At 58.0% G+C, this 20,898-nt stretch carries 18 protein-coding genes; 3 read left to right on the forward strand and 15 right to left on the reverse strand.

Features of this window, described 5'->3' with window-relative positions:
• Window positions 1-118 precede the first annotated feature (118 nt).
• A complete protein-coding gene (locus GBC55_RS12750) occupies window positions 119-808 on the forward strand; it encodes an energy-coupling factor ABC transporter permease (RefSeq protein WP_162437806.1) in 690 nt (229 codons plus the stop codon).
• Window positions 809-862: 54 nt separating this feature from the next.
• Here the strand turns inward: GBC55_RS12750 and yacG are convergent, their stop codons facing one another.
• The 5 genes from yacG to pilB are packed head-to-tail and all read right to left on the reverse strand — an operon-like array spanning window position 863 to window position 5,474.
• Complete coding sequence (gene yacG, locus GBC55_RS12755) at window positions 863-1,063, reverse strand: DNA gyrase inhibitor YacG (RefSeq protein ID WP_123404924.1); 201 nt, start codon at window positions 1,061-1,063, stop codon at window positions 863-865.
• Window positions 1,060-1,683, reverse strand: coding sequence for a dephospho-CoA kinase (gene coaE, locus GBC55_RS12760; protein WP_162437807.1), 624 nt, complete (start codon window positions 1,681-1,683; stop codon window positions 1,060-1,062). The genes yacG and coaE overlap by 4 nt, the downstream gene beginning before the upstream one ends.
• Window positions 1,680-2,552 (reverse strand): A24 family peptidase, encoded by an 873-nt coding sequence (locus tag GBC55_RS12765; protein ID WP_162437808.1) that lies wholly within the window; start codon window positions 2,550-2,552, stop codon window positions 1,680-1,682. Before GBC55_RS12765 ends, coaE begins: the two co-directional genes overlap by 4 nt.
• Before the next feature lies 1 nt (window position 2,553).
• Window positions 2,554-3,771 carry a type II secretion system F family protein gene (locus tag GBC55_RS12770; RefSeq protein ID WP_162437809.1) on the reverse strand — a complete coding sequence of 406 codons (1,218 nt, stop codon included), beginning with the start codon at window positions 3,769-3,771 and terminating at the stop codon, window positions 2,554-2,556.
• A 2-nt stretch (window positions 3,772-3,773) separates the two neighbouring features.
• Complete coding sequence (gene pilB, locus GBC55_RS12775; protein ID WP_162437810.1) at window positions 3,774-5,474, reverse strand: type IV-A pilus assembly ATPase PilB; 1,701 nt, start codon at window positions 5,472-5,474, stop codon at window positions 3,774-3,776.
• Between the two features lie 225 nt (window positions 5,475-5,699).
• Here pilB and GBC55_RS12780 point away from each other — a divergent pair, with 225 nt between their 5' ends.
• Window positions 5,700-6,110, forward strand: coding sequence for a pilin (locus GBC55_RS12780; protein ID WP_162437811.1), 411 nt, complete (start codon window positions 5,700-5,702; stop codon window positions 6,108-6,110).
• Between the two features lie 316 nt (window positions 6,111-6,426).
• Window positions 6,427-6,783: a BON domain-containing protein gene (locus GBC55_RS12785; protein ID WP_162437812.1), complete on the forward strand. Its 357-nt coding sequence runs from the start codon at window positions 6,427-6,429 to the stop codon at window positions 6,781-6,783.
• A 202-nt stretch (window positions 6,784-6,985) separates the two neighbouring features.
• On the opposite strand, the gene GBC55_RS12790 is transcribed toward GBC55_RS12785, so the two are convergent.
• From GBC55_RS12790 to GBC55_RS12835, 10 genes are all read right to left on the reverse strand, one after another.
• A complete protein-coding gene (locus tag GBC55_RS12790; protein ID WP_162437813.1) occupies window positions 6,986-7,282 on the reverse strand; it encodes a DUF2845 domain-containing protein in 297 nt (98 codons plus the stop codon).
• Window positions 7,282-10,239 carry a DUF748 domain-containing protein gene (locus GBC55_RS12795; protein ID WP_162437814.1) on the reverse strand — a complete coding sequence of 986 codons (2,958 nt, stop codon included), beginning with the start codon at window positions 10,237-10,239 and terminating at the stop codon, window positions 7,282-7,284. The genes GBC55_RS12790 and GBC55_RS12795 overlap by 1 nt, the downstream gene beginning before the upstream one ends.
• A 93-nt stretch (window positions 10,240-10,332) precedes the next feature.
• The gene (locus GBC55_RS12800) at window positions 10,333-11,349 is read right to left on the reverse strand and encodes a class I SAM-dependent methyltransferase (protein WP_162437815.1); all 1,017 of its coding nucleotides are present in this window, start codon (window positions 11,347-11,349) and stop codon (window positions 10,333-10,335) included.
• An 86-nt stretch (window positions 11,350-11,435) separates the two neighbouring features.
• Window positions 11,436-12,308: an oxygenase MpaB family protein gene (locus GBC55_RS12805; protein ID WP_162437816.1), complete on the reverse strand. Its 873-nt coding sequence runs from the start codon at window positions 12,306-12,308 to the stop codon at window positions 11,436-11,438.
• A gap of 149 nt (window positions 12,309-12,457) precedes the next feature.
• Window positions 12,458-14,395 carry an acetate--CoA ligase gene (gene acs, locus GBC55_RS12810; RefSeq protein WP_162437817.1) on the reverse strand — a complete coding sequence of 646 codons (1,938 nt, stop codon included), beginning with the start codon at window positions 14,393-14,395 and terminating at the stop codon, window positions 12,458-12,460.
• A gap of 122 nt (window positions 14,396-14,517) precedes the next feature.
• The gene (pgi, locus tag GBC55_RS12815) at window positions 14,518-16,182 is read right to left on the reverse strand and encodes a glucose-6-phosphate isomerase (RefSeq protein WP_162437818.1); all 1,665 of its coding nucleotides are present in this window, start codon (window positions 16,180-16,182) and stop codon (window positions 14,518-14,520) included.
• A gap of 337 nt (window positions 16,183-16,519) precedes the next feature.
• Window positions 16,520-17,380 carry a pantoate--beta-alanine ligase gene (gene panC, locus GBC55_RS12820; RefSeq protein ID WP_162437819.1) on the reverse strand — a complete coding sequence of 287 codons (861 nt, stop codon included), beginning with the start codon at window positions 17,378-17,380 and terminating at the stop codon, window positions 16,520-16,522.
• Window positions 17,377-18,177, reverse strand: a complete 801-nt coding sequence (panB, locus tag GBC55_RS12825; protein WP_162437820.1) for a 3-methyl-2-oxobutanoate hydroxymethyltransferase — start codon at window positions 18,175-18,177, stop codon at window positions 17,377-17,379. Before panB ends, panC begins: the two co-directional genes overlap by 4 nt.
• A 379-nt stretch (window positions 18,178-18,556) precedes the next feature.
• Complete coding sequence (gene folK, locus GBC55_RS12830; RefSeq protein WP_162437821.1) at window positions 18,557-19,042, reverse strand: 2-amino-4-hydroxy-6-hydroxymethyldihydropteridine diphosphokinase; 486 nt, start codon at window positions 19,040-19,042, stop codon at window positions 18,557-18,559.
• A gap of 3 nt (window positions 19,043-19,045) precedes the next feature.
• Entirely contained in the window at window positions 19,046-20,446 is a 1,401-nt protein-coding gene (locus GBC55_RS12835; RefSeq protein WP_162437822.1) for a polynucleotide adenylyltransferase PcnB, read from the reverse strand.
• Window positions 20,447-20,898: the final 452 nt, after the last annotated feature.

Below are 20,898 nucleotides of genomic sequence, written 5' to 3' on the forward strand. Positions count from 1 at the left end.
CAAATGCGACAAGCAGAAAGCTTTGCATCAGGTGGAGCGACTTTTAGGCCGGTGTAGACTGCTGATATGAGCTGCACTCAGCCAAGGAGACTACGGTGGTGTTCAAAGGAGTAGGCACATGATCGGCGTCGAGTTGCTGTCACCGGAAAGTCTGACGGTGGGCTGGCTGATTTATTTACCTGTGGTGATGTGGGCGATCTGGCGTGCGCCGTGGGTCGAATTGTTCACCGACCGGCGGCGTCAGCATTTACTGTTTGGCACGGTGTTCGCACTGTTCATGCTTTGGCTGGTGCGTCGGGATTTCGACACTGGCGTGAGCTATCACTTCATCGGTCTGACGGCGGTTACTCTGCTGCTGGATTGGCCTTTGGCAATCATTGGCGGCCTGGTGGCGCAAATGGGCCTGGTTTTCCTCGGGCGTCAGGACCTTGCTGCCGTGGGGGTCAATGGCGCCTTGCTGATTTTGCTGCCGGCGCTGATTACCGAATGCTGCGCCATTCTGGTCGAGCGCGCGCAGCCGCGTAATCCCTTCGTCTACATCTTCGTGTCCGGGTTCTTTGCGGCGGCGGTGTCTGCGTTGCTGTGCCTTCTGCTTGCGCTTTGGCTGCTGTGGTTCGATGGGCGTTTTGCGATGCCGTATTGGCTGGAGGATTTTGTCGGCTATCTGTGGCTGATCATATTTCCCGAGGCGTTCATCAACGGCATGGTGGTGAGCGCATTGGTGGTGTTCTGCCCCGAGTGGCTGGAAACTTTCAATCGTACTCGCTACCTGTCGGCACCCTGGAAAGACGACGATCCAGAATCCTGATTCTGAATTGAAGTCTTTCGCCCTTGGATTTGAAGCTCCGCCTGGGTCGTTCTCTTAGTGACGGGGTTCGAAGTCTTCGCTGAACAGGTCATCTTCGGCGTCCGGGCTGACGGGAATCTTGTGTTCTTCGGACGCCCAGGCGCCCAGGTCGATCAGTTTGCAACGGTCCGAACAGAAGGGCCGGAAGGTGCTGGTGGCACTCCATTCGACAGGAGCGCCGCAAGTTGGGCAGTTGACGGTTGGGGTCTGGCTCATGACTGGCCTCCACGCAAAGTAAGGTAAAAGTGATGCAGGCGTTCGACCTCGCTGTGCAGCCAGGCGAGGTCGCGGTCGTTGATCACGACATCGTCGGCATGGCTCACGCGATCCTGACGGCTTGATTGAACCTTGAGGATCGCCTGGACCTGTTGCTCGCTGGTCTGGTCGCGCTGCAGGGTGCGTTCGATCTGAAGCTGTTCGGGGGCATCGATGACCAGGACACGTTGCGTCATGGCGTACTGGCCGGATTCGATCAACAGCGGCGACACCAGTATCGCGTAGGGCGATTGTGCCTTGCCCAGGTGTTCGACGATTTCCTTCGCGATCAGTGGATGCAGCAACGCTTCAAGCCACATGCGCTGCTCTGGCACTTCGAAGATCAGCTTGCGCAACGCCGCGCGATCCAGCTGCCCGTCAGCCTGTAAGACACCAGGGCCGAAGTGCTCGACGATTTTCGCCAGCGCCGGGCGACCGGGTTCCACCACCCAGCGCGCTGCGTGGTCGGCGTCCACCACGTGCACCCCAAGATCGATGAAGTGCTGTGCCGCCGCGCTTTTGCCGCTGCCAATGCCGCCGGTGAGGCCGAGTATCCAGGGTTTTTCCACAGGGGTATTCATTTCAAACCGACAAACTGCCAATAGAAGTCGGTTATTTGACCACCCCAGAGCAACGCAATCCAGCCGGCAATTGCCAGATAGGGGCCGAACGGGATCGGTGTGGAGGTTTTGGCATTGCGAAAACGCAGCAGGGTCACGCCGATGATGGCGCCCACGAAGGACGAAAGCAGCAGGGTCAGCGGCAGAATTTGCCAACCGCCCCAGGCGCCGAGCATCGCCAGCAGCTTGAAATCTCCGTAGCCCATACCGTCCTTGCCGGTGATCAGCTTGAATAGCCAGAACACCGACCACAACACCAGGTAGCCGGCGATCGCGCCCCACAGCGCCTCATGCAGCGGCACGAACAGGTCGAAACTGTTGACGATCAATCCCAGCCACAGCAACGGCAGCACCAGCACATCCGGCAACAGTTGATGTTCTGCATCGATGAGACTCATGGCCAACAGGCCCCATGTCAGCACCAGCACTAGGCAAGCCGGCCAGCCGAATCCGAAGTGCCAGGCAATAAACGCCGACAAAACACCGCAGGCCAACTCGGTCAATGGATAGCGCTTGCTGATCGACGCCGCGCAGTTTGAGCAACGTCCCCGCAGAAACACGTAACTGATGAGCGGAATGTTTTCCCAGGCTCGAATGCTGTGATCACAGTGCGGGCAATGGGAGTGGGGCAGCATCAGGTTGTAGGTCGGCTGCGGCGTATCCAGCGGTTGACCGAGTATGTCGTGAGCTTGCAGGCGCCAGTCACGCTCAAGCATTTTTGGCAGGCGCCAGATCACCACATTCAGGAAGCTGCCCACCAGCAAGCCGACCAGCAAAGCAAGGGCGACAAAGGCCAATGGGTGCGCGTTGAGGATTTCATTCAAGGGCATGTCAGATCGTTGCGCCGAGTTGGAAAATAGGCAGGTACATGGCCACCACCAGGCTGCCGACGATAATCCCCAGCACCACCATGATGAACGGTTCCATCAGGCTGGTGAGGTTATCCACCATGTTGTCGATTTCGGCTTCGTAGAAGCTCGCCACCTTGTCGAGCATGTCGTCCAGCGCGCCAGACTCCTCGCCGATCGCTGTCATCTGGATCGCCATGTTTGGAAAAACGCCAGAGGTGCGCATGGCGAAGTTCAGCTGCATACCCGTCGAAACATCTTGCTTGACCCTTAATACCGCACGCTTGAACACGATATTGCCGGTCGCCCCGGCAACGGACTCCAAGGCTTCTACCAGTGGTACACCCGCGGCGAAAGTGGTCGACAGTGTGCGGGCATATCGAGCGACGGCGGACTTGTACATCAAGGTGCCCACCAAGGGCAGCTTCAACAGCCAGGTGTCCATCCGGTCGCGAAAAGCTTGAGAGGTTTTAAGCGCATGGCGTACACCGAAGATTGCTGCGATCAATAGCCCCAGTATGATCCACCACCACTCCTGCATGAACTCCGAGAGGCCGATGACCATCACGGTAAAGGCGGGCAATTCAGCGCCAAACCCCTTGAAGACGGACTCGAACTGCGGCACCACTTTGACCAGCAGAATCCCTGTCACAATCAGCGCGACGAACACCACGAACAGCGGATAAGTCATGGCTTTCTTGATCTTCGCCTTGAGGGCTTCGCTTTTTTCCTTATAGGTCGCGACCCGTTCCAGAAGGGTATCCAGGGCGCCCGCCTGTTCGCCCGCGTCCACCAGGTTGCAGTAGAGCTCATCGAAGTATTGGGGCTTTTTACGCAAGGCGGCAGCGAAGCTGTTACCCGCCGCGACTTCCTGTTTCACCTCGTCCACCAGTTTGCGCATGGCCGGATTCTCGAAGCCTTCGCCGATGATGTCGAACGATTGCAGCAGCGGCACGCCGGCTTTCATCATGGTCGCCATTTGCCGGGTGAACAGGGCGATGTCCTGGGCTTTGATGCGTTTGCCCAGGTTGAGAATCGAGACAGACTTCTTGCGCACCTTGCCCGGGTTGATGCCTTGCTTGCGTAACTGAGCCTTGATCAGCGCCGGATTCTGACCGCTCAATTCGCCGGTCATTTTCGTGCCTTTCCTGTCGGTGCCTTCCCAGGCGTAAACGCTGATTTTTACTGCTTTGACCGCCATGTTCAGTCCTTGGTGACCCGGTTGATTTCTTCAAGGCTGGTGATGCCTTGCATGGCCTTTTGAAGACCGGAAGTACGCAGATCATCAAAACCGTCTTTGCGCATCTGAATATCGATTTCCAGTGAGTTGCCTTCGGCCATGATCAGGTGTTGAAGCGCCGGCGTGTTCTTCACCACTTCATAAATCCCGACCCGGCCTTTATAGCCGTTGTTACAGAGGTCGCATCCGACCGGTTCAAAGATCGTGAACGAGCCGATGCGTTCCTCGGGAAAGCCTTCCTTGAGCAATGCTTCGCGCGGAATATCGATGGGTTTCTTGCAATGGCCGCACAATTTGCGCGCCAGGCGCTGAGCGATGATCAGGCTGACGGACGTCGCAATGTTGAAGCCCTGAACGCCCATGTTGTGCAGGCGGGTGAGGGTTTCCGCCGCACTGTTGGTGTGCAGGGTCGATAACACCAAATGCCCGGTCTGGGCCGCTTTGATGGCTATTTCAGCGGTTTCGAGGTCGCGGATCTCACCGACCATGATCACGTCCGGGTCTTGCCGCAAGAATGAGCGCAAGGCCTGGGCAAAATCCAGGCCTTGCTTGGGATTGACGTTGACCTGGTTGACGCCTTCCATGTTGATTTCCACCGGGTCTTCGGCGGTGGAGATGTTGATGTCCACGGTGTTGAGAATGTTCAGGCCGGTGTAGAGCGATACGGTCTTGCCGGAACCCGTGGGGCCGGTGACCAGAATCATGCCCTGTGGCTGCCTCAGCGCGGCCATGTACAGGTCTTTTTGCGCGGGTTCGTAACCGAGCGCATCGATGCCCATTTGTGCGCTGGACGGATCGAGGATCCGGATCACCACTTTCTCGCCCCACAGGGTGGGCAGGGTATTGACCCGGAAGTCGATGGATTTGCTTTTGGACAGGCGCATTTTGATCCGCCCGTCCTGAGGCCGGCGTCGTTCGGAGATGTCGAGGCTGGCCATGACTTTCAACCGCGCGGCGATACGACCGGCCAGTTGAATCGGCGGCTTGGCGACTTCGCGCAGCATGCCGTCGGTGCGCATCCGCACGCGGTAGGTCTTTTCGTAAGGCTCGAAGTGCAGGTCGGAGGAGCCACTTTTTATCGCGTCGAGCAGCATCTTGTGGACGAAGCGAACCACTGGCGCGTCATCGGCATCCTGTCCAGCGATGGCGTCCGCTTTGCTGTCATCGGCTGAATCGATGTCCACGCCATCAAGGTCAACGTCGGCCATGTCTTCCAGGCCGGTGGAGTGGGTGTCGAAGAGTTTTTCGATGGCGTCGCTTAGCTTGTCATCCTCTACCAGAATGGCTTCGGTGGTCAGCCCGGTACTGAACTGGATGTCATTGATGACTTGATGGTTGGTTGGGTCGGAGACCCCAACGAACAACTTGTTACCACGCCGCCACAGGGGCAGGACGTGGTGTTGGCGCACGAGCTTTTCGCTGACCAGTCCTTTGGGCTGGCCTTCCTTGTCGAGGGCATTGAGGTCGAACAGCGCCATGCCGAAATGCTCGGAGGCGATCTCGGCGACCTGCCGGCTCTTTACCAGCTTGTTCTGCACCAGATGGCTGACCAGCGAGATGCGGTTGCGTTGGGCTTGCTGATACGCCTGTTGCGCGCTTTTGTCAGTCAGCAGCTCGGCCAGGACCAATTGCTTGGCCAGGCCGCTAAGAGCGATGTCATTCATTGGGATACCGGACGCAGACAGTTCATGACTTATAGCCTAGTCAAGGGACGGAGCCAAACCAGCCGTGGTGAAGTGACAAAAAGTGTCAGATAGTGCGGTTTACGAGGGCCCGTCAGGCAGATCATTTGCGCTTGCCCCCAGCGTGCAGGCGTTGCGGCTGTTGGCATGCGCTGTGCTGGGATAAATTCAGATCATGAGATTCCGACTCATGCATGGAGCTTGTCTATGAATAACCAAAAAGGTTTTACCCTGATCGAGCTGTTGATCGTTGTGGCGATCATCGGGATTCTGGCGACGTTTGCTATTCCGGCCTATTCGAAATATCAGGCGCGGGCGAAGATGACTGCTGGTGCAGCTGAAGTATCGGCGCTCAAGGTCAATTATGAAGACGCGGTGAACTCCGGTACTGCGGCACCAGCTGTGACTGCCTTCAACCCGGGTGGCGATACGCAAAACTGCACCATCACCGCTGCTACGAGTCCTGCATCAGGAATCGTTTGCACAATCAAAGGCGCACCTTCCGTTATTACCGGTGCAACTGTGACGTTGACTCGCGATGCCGCCAAAGGCTGGTCATGCGCCACCAGTGTTATCGCAGACTACGCGCCGAAAGGTTGCACGCCTGCTGCTGGCTGATCCATTTTCAGCGTAATCAAAAGCCCTGTATCTCGCGATACAGGGTTTTTTTTGCTTTTTATTCGGTGCGATCGGGTCAATCAAGAAAACCCCCGACAATTCATGGCCTTAGGCCCACGCCAAAACCCGCAACTTGCATGTCCATTATTTCCAACTCATGCAAATTGCATGATTCCGAAAATCGGCCTGTTTGCTAAGCTGTTGATTTATAACGAATATTCAGGTGTCTCAAAGTTGGCACAGCGTTCGCAATATACCCAGTAACCCTGCTGACAAGACACGCAGCAGACTTTCCAGAAAAACAGGAGTTACTCGTATGAAGAAGTTCGCTATCACTGCCGCTGCTGCTACCGCGCTGACCCTGACCATGGCCGGTTCCGCATTTGCACAAACTACCCAGGCTACCCAGTCACCAATGGTGCTGGCTGCTGGTGAAGTGACCGAAGCCAAAGAAGCTACTTCCGATACCTGGATCACTACCAAAGTCAAAGCTGACCTGGTTACCGAAAAAGGCATTCCTGGTACCGACATCAAAGTTGAAACCAACAAAGGCGTTGTTTCCCTGTCGTCCACTGTTGCAGTGACTGACGCTCAGAAAACCACCGCAGTGGCTATCGCCAAGAAAATCAAAGGCGTCAAAGCGGTCTCCGCTGACGGCCTGAAAGCCGAGTAAACGGCACGACTTCTCGCCTGAACCGGGAGAAGGCGCGATAGACGGGCCGAGCTATACGTCTGTCGCAGCTTTGGAGTTCATGCGAAGGCCACAAGGATGTGGCCATTACAGGCCTCGGCATTCGTGTCGGGGCCTGTTCTATTGTGGGAGTTTGAAAATTTAGTGCGCTCTCGCTCCTGTAGCAGCTGGCGTAGGGGATTTATCAGCTTCCGCGCTTGCTGGTGATCTGCACCAGGCGGTTACCTTCGAACCGCAAGTACTGATACATCCCGCCATTCGGCCCGTAAGTCCATTCTTCGACCTGGAATTCTTCCCGTCGGTTAGCGCTGCGCTTATAGCCCAGCGGGTCTCGTTCGACGGGCTCCCCGCACTTCTGCAAGACCTCGCTGGAACGGTCCCCGACACTGATCAATTGACTGCCGCAGCGTAGGGTGTTGGCTGCCGAGGCATGCCCCGCAATCAATGTCAGCGCCAGGCTGAATAACACTTTGCGAATCATCACTCAGCATCCAGGTGCAGCGGCGTAATGACACGGCCGTCGCTTTCCGCTTCGCCAAGGTTGGCGTCGACGAAGTAAACGCGGTCATCGGCCAGTTGCCCCTTGTCGACCAGATAATCCTTGATGCTGCTGGCGCGGTCCTGACCCAGCTGGCGTAACAGCACGTCACTGGAACTCCAGAACTTGATAACGCCTTCGCGCATTTTCGCGGTGCGTTCTTCCTTGCCCAGATCCTTCCACTCGGCAGGAGGTTGAGTCTTCAGGCGTGTGCGGTAGATCCCTTCCAGCAGTGCGCCCTTTTCGCCGTCCGGCACCTCCAGAAGAGAGGCTTGGGCCGGCACTTTGTCGCCGCGACGCTGGAGCATCTTGTAGTAGTTGTATTGGTATTCCCGCTCCAGACGTTGCTCGGCGATCAGCGGGCCGTCACTGCTGGCCGCCGCAGTCCCTTCAATTTCCAGGCGCAGGGCTGGGCGTTCCTTGAGGGCCTGGGACAGTTTGATCAATGCCTCTTCGGCATCCTTGCTCAAGTCACTTGAACCTGGGGCGAAGGAGACGGTGCCCAGATCCTGCGAGCCACCACCGCTGACCAGTCCGCCGATCAATTTGAAGGGGGCAGCAGCCGCTTTCACGATCAGGTTGCGCAGGGTTTGCCAGACGATCGGCATAACGCTGAACTGGGGGTTGTTGAGATCGCCAGTGACCGGCAGTTCGATCGAGATCTTGCCGTCGACGTCTTTGAGCAGCGCAATCGCCAGTTTCAACGGCAGGCTCACTGCATCGGGGCTGTCGACTTTTTCGCCCAGTTGCAGCTGTTCGACCACCACTTTGTTTTCGGCTTTGAGCTGGCCTTTGGTGATGAGGTAATGCAGGTCGAGATTAAGTCGACCCTTGCGGATGCGGTAACCGGCAAATTTGCCGGAGTAGGGCGTCAGTGTGGTCAGTTCCACGCGCTTGAAGCTGGTCGCAATGTCCAGGCTGGCCATCGGGTCGAACGGGTTGACCGCGCCCTTGATGGTCACTGGCGCATAGCGGTCGACCTTGCCCTTGATGTCGACGGTGGCCGGTTTCATCTGGCGGCTGTCGATGGTGCCAATCGCACCGTTGAGCTGTTGGATGGCGGTGGCAAAGTTTGGCGTCAGGCTGAAGTCGGCGAAGTTGGCCGACCCGTCATTGATGGCAATGCCGCCAATGTGAATGCCCAGGGGTTTGTCCTTGCTGGCCGGTTTGGCGGCAGTGGATTTACTGCCAGAGTCGGCCGGTTGCGGGATCAGCAAATCATCGACGTTGGTTGTGCGGTCATCGTTGATCATGAAGCGTACGTAAGGCTGGAACAGGTTGACCTTGTCGATCGACAAGCTGTCGCCATGCTGATAATTCAGACCTTCGACCACGACCTGTTGCCACTTTAGAAAGTCGCGGGTCTTCAGGGTATCGAGGGTGTGCAGTTGATCGATCTGAGCCCGACCGGTGACGCTGAGCGCGAGGGGCTCGGTGCTTTTCAGGTCGACAGCCAGGTCACTGCCCAGCATGCCGCTGCGCAGCTCGAGGCGAATAAAGGGGTTGATGTAGGACTGGGCGACACGCAGGTCGATATCTTTGGTTTGAACCTGGAGCTTCGCATTGACCGGCGCCAGATTGACGGTGCCTTGCGCGGTGAGCTTGCCTTGCTTGCCGATGCCAGTGTCGAGCTTGAGGTCGAAAGGCGAGCCGTTGAGGCTATCGAAGTTCTGCAGATCAACGTTCAGCGGCCCGACATCCAGCGCTACGTTGGGCTGAGCCTGACGGTCCGCCAGGTGCACCTGGTAATTGCGCAGTTGCACGTCTTTGAGCAACACCTGCCATGGCTTGCCGGGCGCGGCAGGTTCAGGTTTCGGTGAATCGGCAGCGGCGGGTGTGCTGGCGGGTTCGGCGTCGGCTTTGACTTTGGCCGCCGGTTTGGACGGCTGGCTTGCGAACAGTTTTTGCCAGTCGAGCTGCCCGTCTGCTTCGAGGGCTGCCCAGGTTTCCAGTTTCTGGCTGCGAATCTTGCCGACCACCACTTGCTGCTTGGCCAGGTCGACGGTGGTCTCCGTGACATCCAGACGCTCAAGTTTCGCCAGAGGACGACCGTCCGGGGCTTTGATGGCAAAGGGCGCGACACTGACCGCGACGTTGCTCAACAGCAGCTCGGTTTGCTTGGACAGGTTGAGTTTGTAGTCAGTGCTGAGGTTTACAACGCCGTTCTCCAGCACCAGTGGCAAGGCATCGCGAACGTAGGGCCAAAAGAGTTTCATCTGGCCGTTCGTGATTTTCAACTTACCTTCGGACGCAATCGGGATCAGGCTGAAATTGCCCGTCCAGTCAATTTGACCGCCTCCTGGCCCGACCGCGACCAGAGTCATGTCGGCGCTGTCATCGGGCAGGGTGCTGAGGTTGTTCAGTTCGAAATCGAGTTTGTCGTAGAGAAACTCAATGGGTTCGCTGGGCCGCGCATCCTGGAAGTGCACGTAACCATCCGCGAATTTAATGCGCTCGATACGCATCGGGAAAGGTTTGGCGTCAGGGTCTACGGGCGTCGGTTCACTCGCGGGCAGTTTGAACAGACCGATCAGATTGAGCTGGCCTTCCTTGTTGAAGAGGATTTCGGTCTTGGCTTTGTCCAGCTCGATATCGGACAGGTGCAGTGCCTTGGTCCAGAGGCTGTCGATCTGCAAATTGGCGTAGAGACGTTCGAAACCGACTTGTTCCTTGCCTGGCTCACCGAGGGTCAGCCCCCACAGGGTCACTTCAAGGCTGAACGGGTTGAGTTCGATGCGTTGCAGATGCGCGGGCACGGTGGCGTAGTTGGCCAGTTGCTGGTTGGCCACCCGAAGCACAATGCCCGGCAAAATCAGAAACCCCAGCAGGCTGTAGAGGGCCAGAGCAGTCAACAAAGCGCCAATAGCGCGAATCAATCCTTTGGGCATGTGCGGCTTCATCTGTCTGAATCGGAGTGCCTTGGAGTATGGCACGCGTTTCTGGTTCCGAAGTGAACAGGCTTTATGGGATTTGTCTGAAAATGTCGGCAGATGTCAGAGCTGCAGGATCAGCGTTTTCAAGGGAGGCTGCTGGTCCATCGACGGGAAATCGGCGCCGGGTTTCATCACGGTCCACTCACGAACCGGCCGTCCAGCCTTCTCGGCACAACGCAGTACCTGCTCGCGCCAGTCGTCCATGCTGACTTTCGCCAGGTTGTTGCAGCAGATCAGCACGCCGTTGTCGGCGGTGGTCAGCAGCGCTGGTTTGAGCAGGCTCTGGTAGTCGCGCAGCAGGTCGACGGTGCCGAACGCGCTCTTCGCCCATGCCGGTGGATCAAGCAGCACCAGGTCGTGCTGACGTTGTTCCAGGCGCTGATAGCTTGGTAGTTTCTGCCCGCGACGCTGGCTGATCGGCAGACCGGCCAGTTGGCGGATCGCCGGGAAATAATCGGACTGGACGAATTCCATGGTCGGCAATTGCGGGTTGAGCAGGCCATTCTCGCGACCGACTGCCAGGTTACCCTCGGCAAAGTCCAGGTTGCACACTTCGCGCGCGCCACCGGCCGCAGCACTGAGGCCGACACCACAGGTGTAGGCGAACAGGTTGAGTACGCTTTTGTTGCTGCTGTGTGCCTTGACCCAGCCACGGGTGTTGCGCAGGTCGAGAAACAACAGAGGGTCCTGACCCGCGTGACGACCGCGGACCCGGTAGTTGAGCCCCCACTCGTGACCGACCAGGTCCTGCAACGCGGCTTCGTCGGCTTGGTAAACCGTGTCTTCGCGGTCAATGCGTGAGTTGCCACGGGAGCGGTCGTTGTAGACCAGCAGCGTTTCAACGCCCAAGTGTTGATTGATCGTGGCATGCAACTGCAGCAGGGCGTCGCGTTCCAGCGCTTGGTGGAAGCTTTGCACCAGCAACTGTGGACCGTAACGGTCGATGGTCAAACCGCCAGCGCCTTCCTGGCTGCCATGGAACAGTCGGTAGCAATCGGTGCCTTGCTGATGCAGTTCGGCAAGCAGGTCCTGGCGCTGATCGAGGGCGGCGCGCAGCGCCTGATTCAAGGAAGACATGCTGGGCGCCTTGCAGGAGGTAATTTGGCGCGGGAGTTTAACACTGTGTGGAAGGGGATTGCCTGTGGCGAGGGCGGATACCCGGCTCAGGTCAGTAAGCCCATCCGCCGCTTGGCCCGTTGAACCGAACCGTTACGGACTGCCCAGCGCAACATCGGCGCGCTGCGATTGACACTGGCGCGGATCAGTTTTCGTTGCAGCGGGGTCTGGTGGACACCCAGCATGTCGCTGGCCCAGTCCGGCAGCAGGTCGATCCCGGCTTGCATCATCAACCCGCCGAACGGCTTGGCCAACCGGCTGGGGGATGGCGCGTTCATGAGCAGCCGCAACACCTCGCGACTGCGCTCATCGCACAGCAACTGCGGACGGACGCGCTCAAGGTAGTTGGCAATGTCTTGCCGCGAGTGAGGTACATCACGGGCGCCTAACCGTTCGGCGACCAAAGCGATTTCGTCGTAATAGCGGTCCTGATCCGCCAGGGACAGGTTCGGATTTCGATACCGCAGGTGCGCAGCGAGAAAGTTGCTGACTTCGGCCACATGAACCCAGGTCAACAGATCGGGGTCGCTGGCAGCGTAGGGGCGTCCGTCAGGCGCGGTGCCGGTGACTTGAAGGTGAATGGTGCGGACTTTCTCGATCAACCAGTCGGCATCTTTTCGTGAGCCGAAGGTGGTGCCTGAGATGAACTGGCCGGTGCGGCGCAATCGGCCGAGCATGTCCTCGCGAAAATTCGAGTGGTCCCACACCCCGGCCAGCGCCAAGGGGTGCAAGGCTTGCAACATCAGCGCGCTGATACCACCAATCAGCATGCTGCTGAAGTCGCCATGAACTTGCCAGCTCACCGAGTCGGGACCGAACAGGCCGGGATCACCTTTGGGGTTTTCCAGGTCAAGTTTGCCGAGGGACAGACCGGTCAGGCTCATGATCTGGGTTTCGATGCGACTGCGGATGTATTCCATGGCGACTCAATGGCGAAAAAATTACGGACCTGAAATACCCCTGTAGGAGCTGCCGCAGGCTGCGATCTTTTGATTTTGATTCTCTAAAAAACAAGATCAAAAGATCGCAGCCTGCGGCAGCTCCTGCGGGGGGCATTGCGAGTCCAATGTTATTGATTCAGACGCTTATCAACCAACTCCTGAACCACACTTGGATCGGCCAGGGTCGAGGTGTCGCCCAACGTGTCGAGCTCATTGCAGGCGATCTTGCGCAGAATTCGCCGCATAATCTTGCCTGATCGGGTCTTCGGCAAGGCCGGTGCCCACTGAATAAGATCCGGCTTGGCGAAGCTGCCAATTTCCTTGCTGACGTGGTCCAGCAGCTCTTTTTTCAGCTGATCATTGGGCTCGGTGCCATTCATGGGCGTGACGAAGGCATAGATGCCCTGACCTTTTACGTCGTGAGGGTAACCGACCACAGCGGCCTCGGCGATGCTGTCGTGCAGAACCAGCGCGCTTTCCACTTCCGCAGTGCCGATGCGGTGCCCGGAGACGTTGATCACGTCGTCGATTCGCCCGGTGATCCAGTAATCGCCATCCTCGTCGCGCCGCGCGCCATCACCGGTGAAGTAATACCCGGGGTAGGGCTTGAAGTAGGTGTCGACCATTCGTTGAGGGTCGCCATACACGCTGCGGATCTGCGCCGGCCAGCTGGACTTGATCGCCAGTACGCCGCTGCCGGCGCCCTTGATTTCCTTGCCCGTTTCATCAAGTAACACCGGTTGCACGCCGAACATCGGTTGGGTGGCGCAACCGGGTTTGATGCGCTGGGCGCTGACCAGGGGGCTAAGCATGATGCCGCCGGTTTCGGTCTGCCACCAGGTGTCGACGATCGGGCAACGCTGCTCGCCGACGACGTTGAAGTACCAGTCCCAGGCTTCCGGGTTGATCGGCTCGCCGACGCTGCCGAGAAGTCGCAGGCTCGCCCGGGACGTTTCCTTCAAGGGCTCGGGGCCTTCGCGCATCAGCGAACGCAGGGCTGTCGGGGCGGTGTAGAAGATGTTGACGTGGTGTTTGTCGATGACCTGCCAGAAGCGCGAGCTGCTCGGATAACTGGGCACGCCTTCGAAGATCAGCGTGGTCGCGCCGTTGGCGAGGGGGCCGTAGACGATGTAACTGTGGCCGGTGACCCAGCCGACATCGGCCGTGCACCAGAAAACCTCGTTATCACGGTAATCGAGCACGTATTTGAACGTCATCGCCGCTTGCAGCAAGTAGCCGCCGGTGGTGTGCAGCACGCCTTTTGGTTTGCCGGTGCTGCCGGAGGTGTAGAGGATGAACAGCGGATCTTCAGCGTCCATCGGTTCGGGCGGACAGTCATCGCTGACATCGCGCAATGCCTGGTGATACCAGATGTCCCGGCCTTCGACCCAGTCCACTTCGCCTTGCGTGCGCTCGACCACGATAACGGTGCTGACGTCCGGACAGCTTTTCAGCGCCTGGTCGACCTTCTGTTTGAGCGGTACGGATTTGCCGCCACGCACGCCTTCATCTGCGGTGATGACCGTGCGGCAATCGGCGTCGAGTATCCGGTCGCGGACGGAGTCGGGAGAAAATCCGCCAAACACCACCGAATGTACTGCTCCAATTCGCGTGCAAGCGAGCATGGCGTAAGCCGCTTCGGGAATCATCGGCATGTAGATGCACACCCGGTCGCCTTTTTTGACCCCACGGCTTTTCAGCACGTTGGCCAGGCGGCAGACGTTGTGGTGGAGTTTTTTGTAGGTGATCTGGGCGGATTCGGCGGGATCGTCGCCTTCCCAGATGATCGCAATTTGATCGCCACGTTGTTTCAGGTGACGGTCGATGCAGTTGTAGCTGACGTTCAACTGGCCGCCGGAGAACCAGCTGGCTTCACCTGTTTTCAGGTTGTAGCGCTGGACAGTGTCCCAGGGGGCGCTCCAATCGAGGAAGCGTGTGGCTTGTTCGGCCCAGAAAGTACTGGGGTGTTCGATGGATTGGCGGTACAGGCGCTGGTAGTCGTCTTGACTCAGATTCGCAGCCCGGCGGACGGCATCGGCTTCGGGGAACGTGCTGATATCGAACATGACGGTTCCTTATTCTTGTTTTGCGACAAGATATAAAGATGCGCCGAGTAGTGGATCGGTTCAAGTCAGACACAAACCAATGTGGGAGCGGGCAGCCCGCTCCCACAAGGCATTGCTTACGATCAGCCGCGGTGACGACCGCGGAAATAGTTGATCAAGCCTTGGGTCGAGGCATCGTCAGCCGGAGTTTCTTCGCTGCCGACCAGGCGGTTGTAGACGCCTTTGCCGAGTTCTTTGCCCAGCTCCACACCCCATTGGTCGAAGGCGTTGATGCCCCAGATCACGCTTTGCACGAAGACTTTGTGTTCGTACATCGCCACCAATGCGCCGAGACGACGTGGGCTGATGCGCTCCACCACGATGGTGTTGCTTGGGCGGTTGCCCGGGATCACCTTGTGCGGCGCGACTGTGTGAATTTCTTCTTCACTCATGCCTTTGTCACGCAGCTCGGTTTCGGCTTCCGCCAGTGTTTTGCCCAGCATCAATGCCTGGCTCTGGGACAGGCAGTTGGCGTACAGCCACTGGTGGTGGTCGGAGACCGGATTGAAGCTGACGATCGGCACGATGAAGTCGGCCGGAATCAGTTGGGTACCCTGGTGCAGCAACTGGTGATAGGCGTGTTGGCCGTTGCAACCCACGCCGCCCCAGATGACCGGGCCCGTTTCGGTGGACACTGGCGTGCCATCCTGGCGAACACTCTTGCCGTTGGATTCCATGTCCAGCTGTTGCAAATGCTTGGTGATGTTACGCAGGTAGTGATCGTACGGCAGGATCGCGTGACTCTGCGCGCCCCAGAAGTTGCCGTACCAGACGCCGAGCAGCGCCAGCAATACCGGCATGTTCTGTTCGAAAGGAGCGCTCTGGAAATGCTGGTCCATGGTGTAGGCACCGGACAGCAGTTCCTTGAAGTTGGACATGCCGATGGCCAGGGCAATCGGCAGACCGATGGCCGACCACAACGAGTAACGGCCGCCAACCCAGTCCCACATCGGAAAGATGTTTTCTTCACGAATACCGAAAGCCACCGCTGCCGCGTTGTTGCTGGACACGGCAATGAAGTGACGATACAGCTCCGCCTCGGAACCGCCCTGAGCCAGGTACCAGGCGCGCGCTGCCTGGGCGTTCTTCAGGGTTTCGAGGGTGTTGAAGGATTTCGACGAAACGATGAACAGCGTGGTCTCGGCACGCAGCTTCATGGTCAGCTCGTGGAACTCACTGCCATCGATGTTCGCCAGGTAATGGCAACGCACGCCTTTCTGGGCGTAGGACAGCAGTGCTTCGGACACCAGTTCCGGGCCGAGGAACGAACCACCGATGCCGATGTTGACCACGTCAGTGATCGGCTTCTCGGTGTAACCACGCCATAAACCGTCGTGGATGCGGCCCACGAGATCGGTGATCTGATTCAGCACCTTGTGGACTTCCGGCATCACGTTGACGCCGTTGACCGACAACTTGTCGCCAACTGGACGGCGCAGCGCGGTGTGCAGGGCAGGGCGACCTTCGGACGAGTTGACGATTTCGCCTTCAAACAGCGACTTGATAGCGCCTTTGAGGTCGACTTCGTTGGCCAGACCCACCAGCAGGTTGCGGGTCTCGGCGTTGATCAGGTTTTTCGAGTAATCGAGAAACAGACCGCAGCTACTGAGGGTGAATTGGGTAAAGCGCTGCGGATCGGCATTAAACGCTTCGCGCATGCTGAAATCCTGCATGGCTTGGCGGTGATCATTCAACGCTTGCCAGGCGGGCAGAGCGGTCACGTCGTGAGGAGTGCGGTAGTACGCCATCGCTGCGGGTTTCCTTTTTACTTGAACGGCCTTTTGAACACTAAAAATACCGGATCGCTGCGGGTGGGCGTCCGGTCAACTGCGTCTTCACGTTTTCATGGCGCAGGGCGAATACAGTAACCTTCGCGCTGCGATCTGTCTTGACTTTGTCTGACCCGTCCCCGGTACTTTTTTATACATAAAGAAGAGGGTGAGCCGACAAACGGAAGGATGTGCGGGTTTTGGCTCGGTCAGGCGACCTGAACCGAGTAGGGGAAAGCTGAACCAGATTCGATGTGAAAGCAGGCGCGAATCTGCTGGGTCATCCAGCATCATGCTGGATGACCGACCGCACTTTCTACGCCGTGGCGTCGAGGTTGATGTGCAGGTTGTCGATCAGGCGCGTTGTCCCCAGATACGCGGCTACCAGAATGACCAGGTCCCGATCCTCCGGGGTTGCCGGACGCAAGGTCCGCGCTTCACGTATTTCCAGGTAATCCGGACGCAGCCCGGCGGTTTCCAGCTGTTTGATCTGGGCATCGATGAGCGCCGGGAAATCCCTGTCGCCCTGTTTGATCGCCCCGCCAATTTGCGTCAGGCCTTGATACACCACGGGTGCAACGGAGCGCTGTTGTTCATTGAGAAAGCCATTACGCGAGGAAAGCGCCAGGCCATCGGCTGCACGAACAGTAGGCTCGCCAATGATCTGCACAGGCATGTTCAGGTCATGAACCAGGGACTTGATCACGGCCAATTGCTGGAAGTCTTTCTGGCCAAAGATCGCCAGGTCCGGCTGGACCATGTTGAACAGCTTGCTGACCACTGTCGCCACGCCTTCGAAGTGACCGGGACGACTGGCGCCGCACAGGCCTTCGGAGAGCTGTGGAACACTGACGCGGGTCTGACCTTGCATGCCGTCCGGGTACATCTCTTCAACGCTTGGCGCGAACAGCAAATGGCAGCCCGCCTGGAGCAGTTTTTCCTGATCCGCAGCGAGGGTTCTCGGGTATTTGTCGAGGTCTTCGCCGGCCCCAAATTGCAACGGGTTGACGAAGATGCTCGCGACCACGAAATCCACTCGTTGAGTGGCTTTGGTGATCAGCGCGATATGGCCGCTGTGCAAGTTGCCCATGGTGGGCACGAAGCCGATGCGCTTGCCTTCGCTACGGGCGCGGGCGACGGCGGCTCGAAGTTCGCGTACGGTTTTTACGGTGTTCATGCAGAGAATCCGTGTTCGATACCTGGGAAGGTCGCCGCTTTGACGTCAGTGACGTAGGCAGTCAACGCCGCATCAATGCTGGTCTGACCGGCCATGAAGTTTTTCACGAATTTTGGCATGCGACCTGTAATCGACAACCCCAGCATGTCGTGCATCACCAATACCTGGCCATCTGTGGCGCTGCCTGCGCCGATGCCGATAACCGGGATCTTCACTGCCTGGGTAATTTCTTCGGCCAGCTCGCTCGGGACGCATTCAAGCAGCAGCATCGCTGCGCCGGCTTGTTCCAGCGAGATCGCATCGGCACGCATTTGTCGCGCCTGGTTTTCGTTACGTCCCTGAACTTTGTAGCCGCCCAGGATGTTCACTGATTGAGGTGTCAGTCCCATGTGAGCGCAGACGGGGATGCCACGCTCGGCCAGCAAGCGAATCGAGTCCGCAAGCCACAATGCCCCTTCAACCTTGATCATGTGCGCACCGGCCTGCATCAACAGCGCGCTGTTGGTCATGGCTTGTTCAGTGGTGGCGTAGGCCATGAAAGGCAGGTCGGCGAGGATCAATGCGTCGGTGTTGCCGCGTTTGACGCACGCCACGTGGTAAGCCATCTCAGCGGTGGTCACCGGCAGCGTGCTGTCATGACCCTGCAAAACCATGCCGAGGGAGTCACCCACCAACAGCACTTCGACGCCAGCCTGATTGCAGGCGTGGGCGAAGGTCGCGTCATAGCAGGTCAGCATGGTGATTTTTTCACCTTTTTGCTTGAGACCTTGCAGGGTGGTCAGGGTAATGGCTGGCATGAAAAGTTCCTCATTCAGGCGCTGTGAAAACTACTGCGAGTAACGCGCGTGATTCTTCGTTAAATACAGGCGCACGGTCTGTTGTCGTGCTTTTAAGGCCTGGATTGCGCCCTTCAACGCCGTGTTGGCGGCAACGGGACGCCTATAGTCGTGAGGAGAACTCGGGAAGTCAATTGCGTGTGTTACCGCATTGTTACGCATGAGGTGTTACCGGCGTAACTGATGCGATTCAGCAGACGGGATGCGGCGGCGGCATAAGGGGGGGCTCCGCGTTTCTATAGGAACAAAGCTTGCTCGTGATAGTGACGTGTCAGTCGACATGCGTGCCGTATTTCAGTCAGCTATCGCGAGCAAGCATTGCTCCTGCAGAGGGATTTCATCAATTTTGGGGAATGCGCTCCAGCCCGACAAACGGGCAAGCCTGGAGTAATTCGCCAAGTACCCGGCCATCGGCCAAGCGCAGGTCTGCAGGCGCCAGTTCGGCCAGCGGATACAGAACGAACGCGCGTTCCTGCATATGGTAGTGGGGGACTTTGAGGCGAGGCTCGTCGATCAGTCGATCGCCGAACAGCACGATATCGAGATCCAGCGTTCGTGGCCCCCAACGTTCGAGGCGTTCGCGCCCCTGGTCATTCTCGATGGCTTGCAGCGCATCCAGTAGCTCCAATGGCGGGAGCAGGCTGTCGAGGGCCGCAACCGCGTTGGTGTAACGCGGTTGGCCGGGCAGCAATGAATCGCTTTGATAAAACGCGGAAACGGCGACCAGTTCGGTGCATGGCAGTTGCGCCAGCGCGTCGACCGCGCTGCGCAATTGTTCGGCGGGGTCAGCCAGATTGCTGCCCATGCCGATGTAGATGCGTTCCATGAGTTACTCGCCCGTGGTGCTCGGTGCGTCGGCTGTACGCTTGCGCTTTGCGCCACCGCTACGGCGTCGTTTGCGCGGCGCACCGGTGCCTTCGTCTTTACCACTGAGGTCGCGGATCATGTCACGGCGCTCGCTGTCGTTGGCGTCCTGATAATCGGTCCACCATTCACCGAGGCCATCGGTTTGTTCCCCGGCGCTCTCACGCAACAGCAGAAAGTCATAACCGGCCCGGAATCGTGGGTTATCGAGCAACAGGTCGGCACGTTTGCCGCTGCGCCGTGGCAAGCGCTCCTGCATGTCCCAGATCTCGCGGATTGGCATGGTAAAGCGCTTCGGAATCGCGATGCGCTGACACTGTTCAGCAATCAGTTCGTGAGCGGCTTCCTGCATCGCCGGTATCGGTGGCATGCCACGCTCTTGCAGACGCAGCACGCGCGCCGGCAATGCAGGCCACAACAGCGCTGCAAACAGGAACGCCGGGGTCACCGGTTTGTTCTGCTTGATGCGCAGGTCAGTGTTGATCAAGGCTTCGCTGATCAGTGTGTGCGTGTAGGTCGGGTTGTATTCCAACGCTTCGGCACTGGCCGGGAACAGCGGGTCGAACAGCTGCAAATCCACCAGCATTTCGAAGGTGTCTGCGGCATGGCCGGAGAGGAACAACTTGAGGACTTCTTCGAACAGACGAGCCGACGGTATCTCCCGAAGCATCGGGGCGAGTTCGCGGATCGGCGCGGCGCTGTGCTTTTCGATGCCGAAATTCAACTTGGCGGCGAAACGCACGGCGCGCAGCATCCGCACCGGGTCTTCCTGGTAGCGCTGCTTTGGATCGCCGATCAGTCGGATCAGATGATTGCGAATATCGTGAACGCCGTTGGCGTAGTCGAGAATGCGCTCACTGACCGGATCGTAATACAGGGCGTTGATGGTGAAATCGCGGCGCTGCGCGTCTTCTTCCAGGGTCCCGTAAACGTTGTCGCGAAGGATGCGCCCGCTCTCGTTGCGTGAGGACTGGTTGCTGTCTTCTTCTTCATCGTTTTGCGGGTGATTGGCGCGGAAGGTCGCGACCTCGATGATTTCGCGGCCAAAATGGATATGCACCAATTTGAAGCGACGGCCGATAATCCGCGCGTTGCGGAATTCAGCTCTGACCTGTTCAGGTGTTGCACTGGTGGCGACGTCGAAATCTTTTGGCGTGATGCCGAGCATCATGTCGCGCACACAGCCGCCAACCAGATAGGCCTGGTAACCGGCGTTCTGCAGGCGTTCGACGATATTCACTGCGTATCGGCTGAATTGCGACTTCTGCAGCGAATGTTGGCTGCTGTTGAGCACTTCAGGCGTACTGCGAATGTGTTGCGTATGACGCTTGGGAGAACGGAATGACTGGAACAACTTCTTCAGCATGGGATGCACTGTTTGAAGGAATGTTCGGCCATAACGAAGAATGACCGCATGATGGGCGGGGATTCTAGCATTTAGTCGGGGGATGGTGTAGGAAGCTGCGCAACGGGATGAAGGGCGAATGATCGGACAGCGACGACAGGGGCCGCATGATCGTCAAATCCCGGAAACTACAAGGGGAGCCGAAGCTCCCCAAGAAGTAGTTGCATGCTCTATTTTTATTATTGGTTTCGGGCTTTTTGTTTTTGTTAAGTGCCCTCGTCATGGAGATTTTCCTTCATGACCCTCCCAATCGGGAGCCAAGAGCAAACGGATTGCTTTGGTCGCTGTGCTGCAGTGATCTATCGATCCAACCAGTTCAGGCTCTGTCTTAGGACAGTTTTTGTTGTTCTCGGCCTGGTCGTGGGGCAAGCCCCAAATACAACGCCTCTCCAAAAGAATCAGTTAGCTGCGCC

This window comes from Pseudomonas sp. TNT3 (assembly GCF_010095445.2).
Taxonomy (GTDB): Bacteria; Pseudomonadota; Gammaproteobacteria; order Pseudomonadales; family Pseudomonadaceae; genus Aquipseudomonas.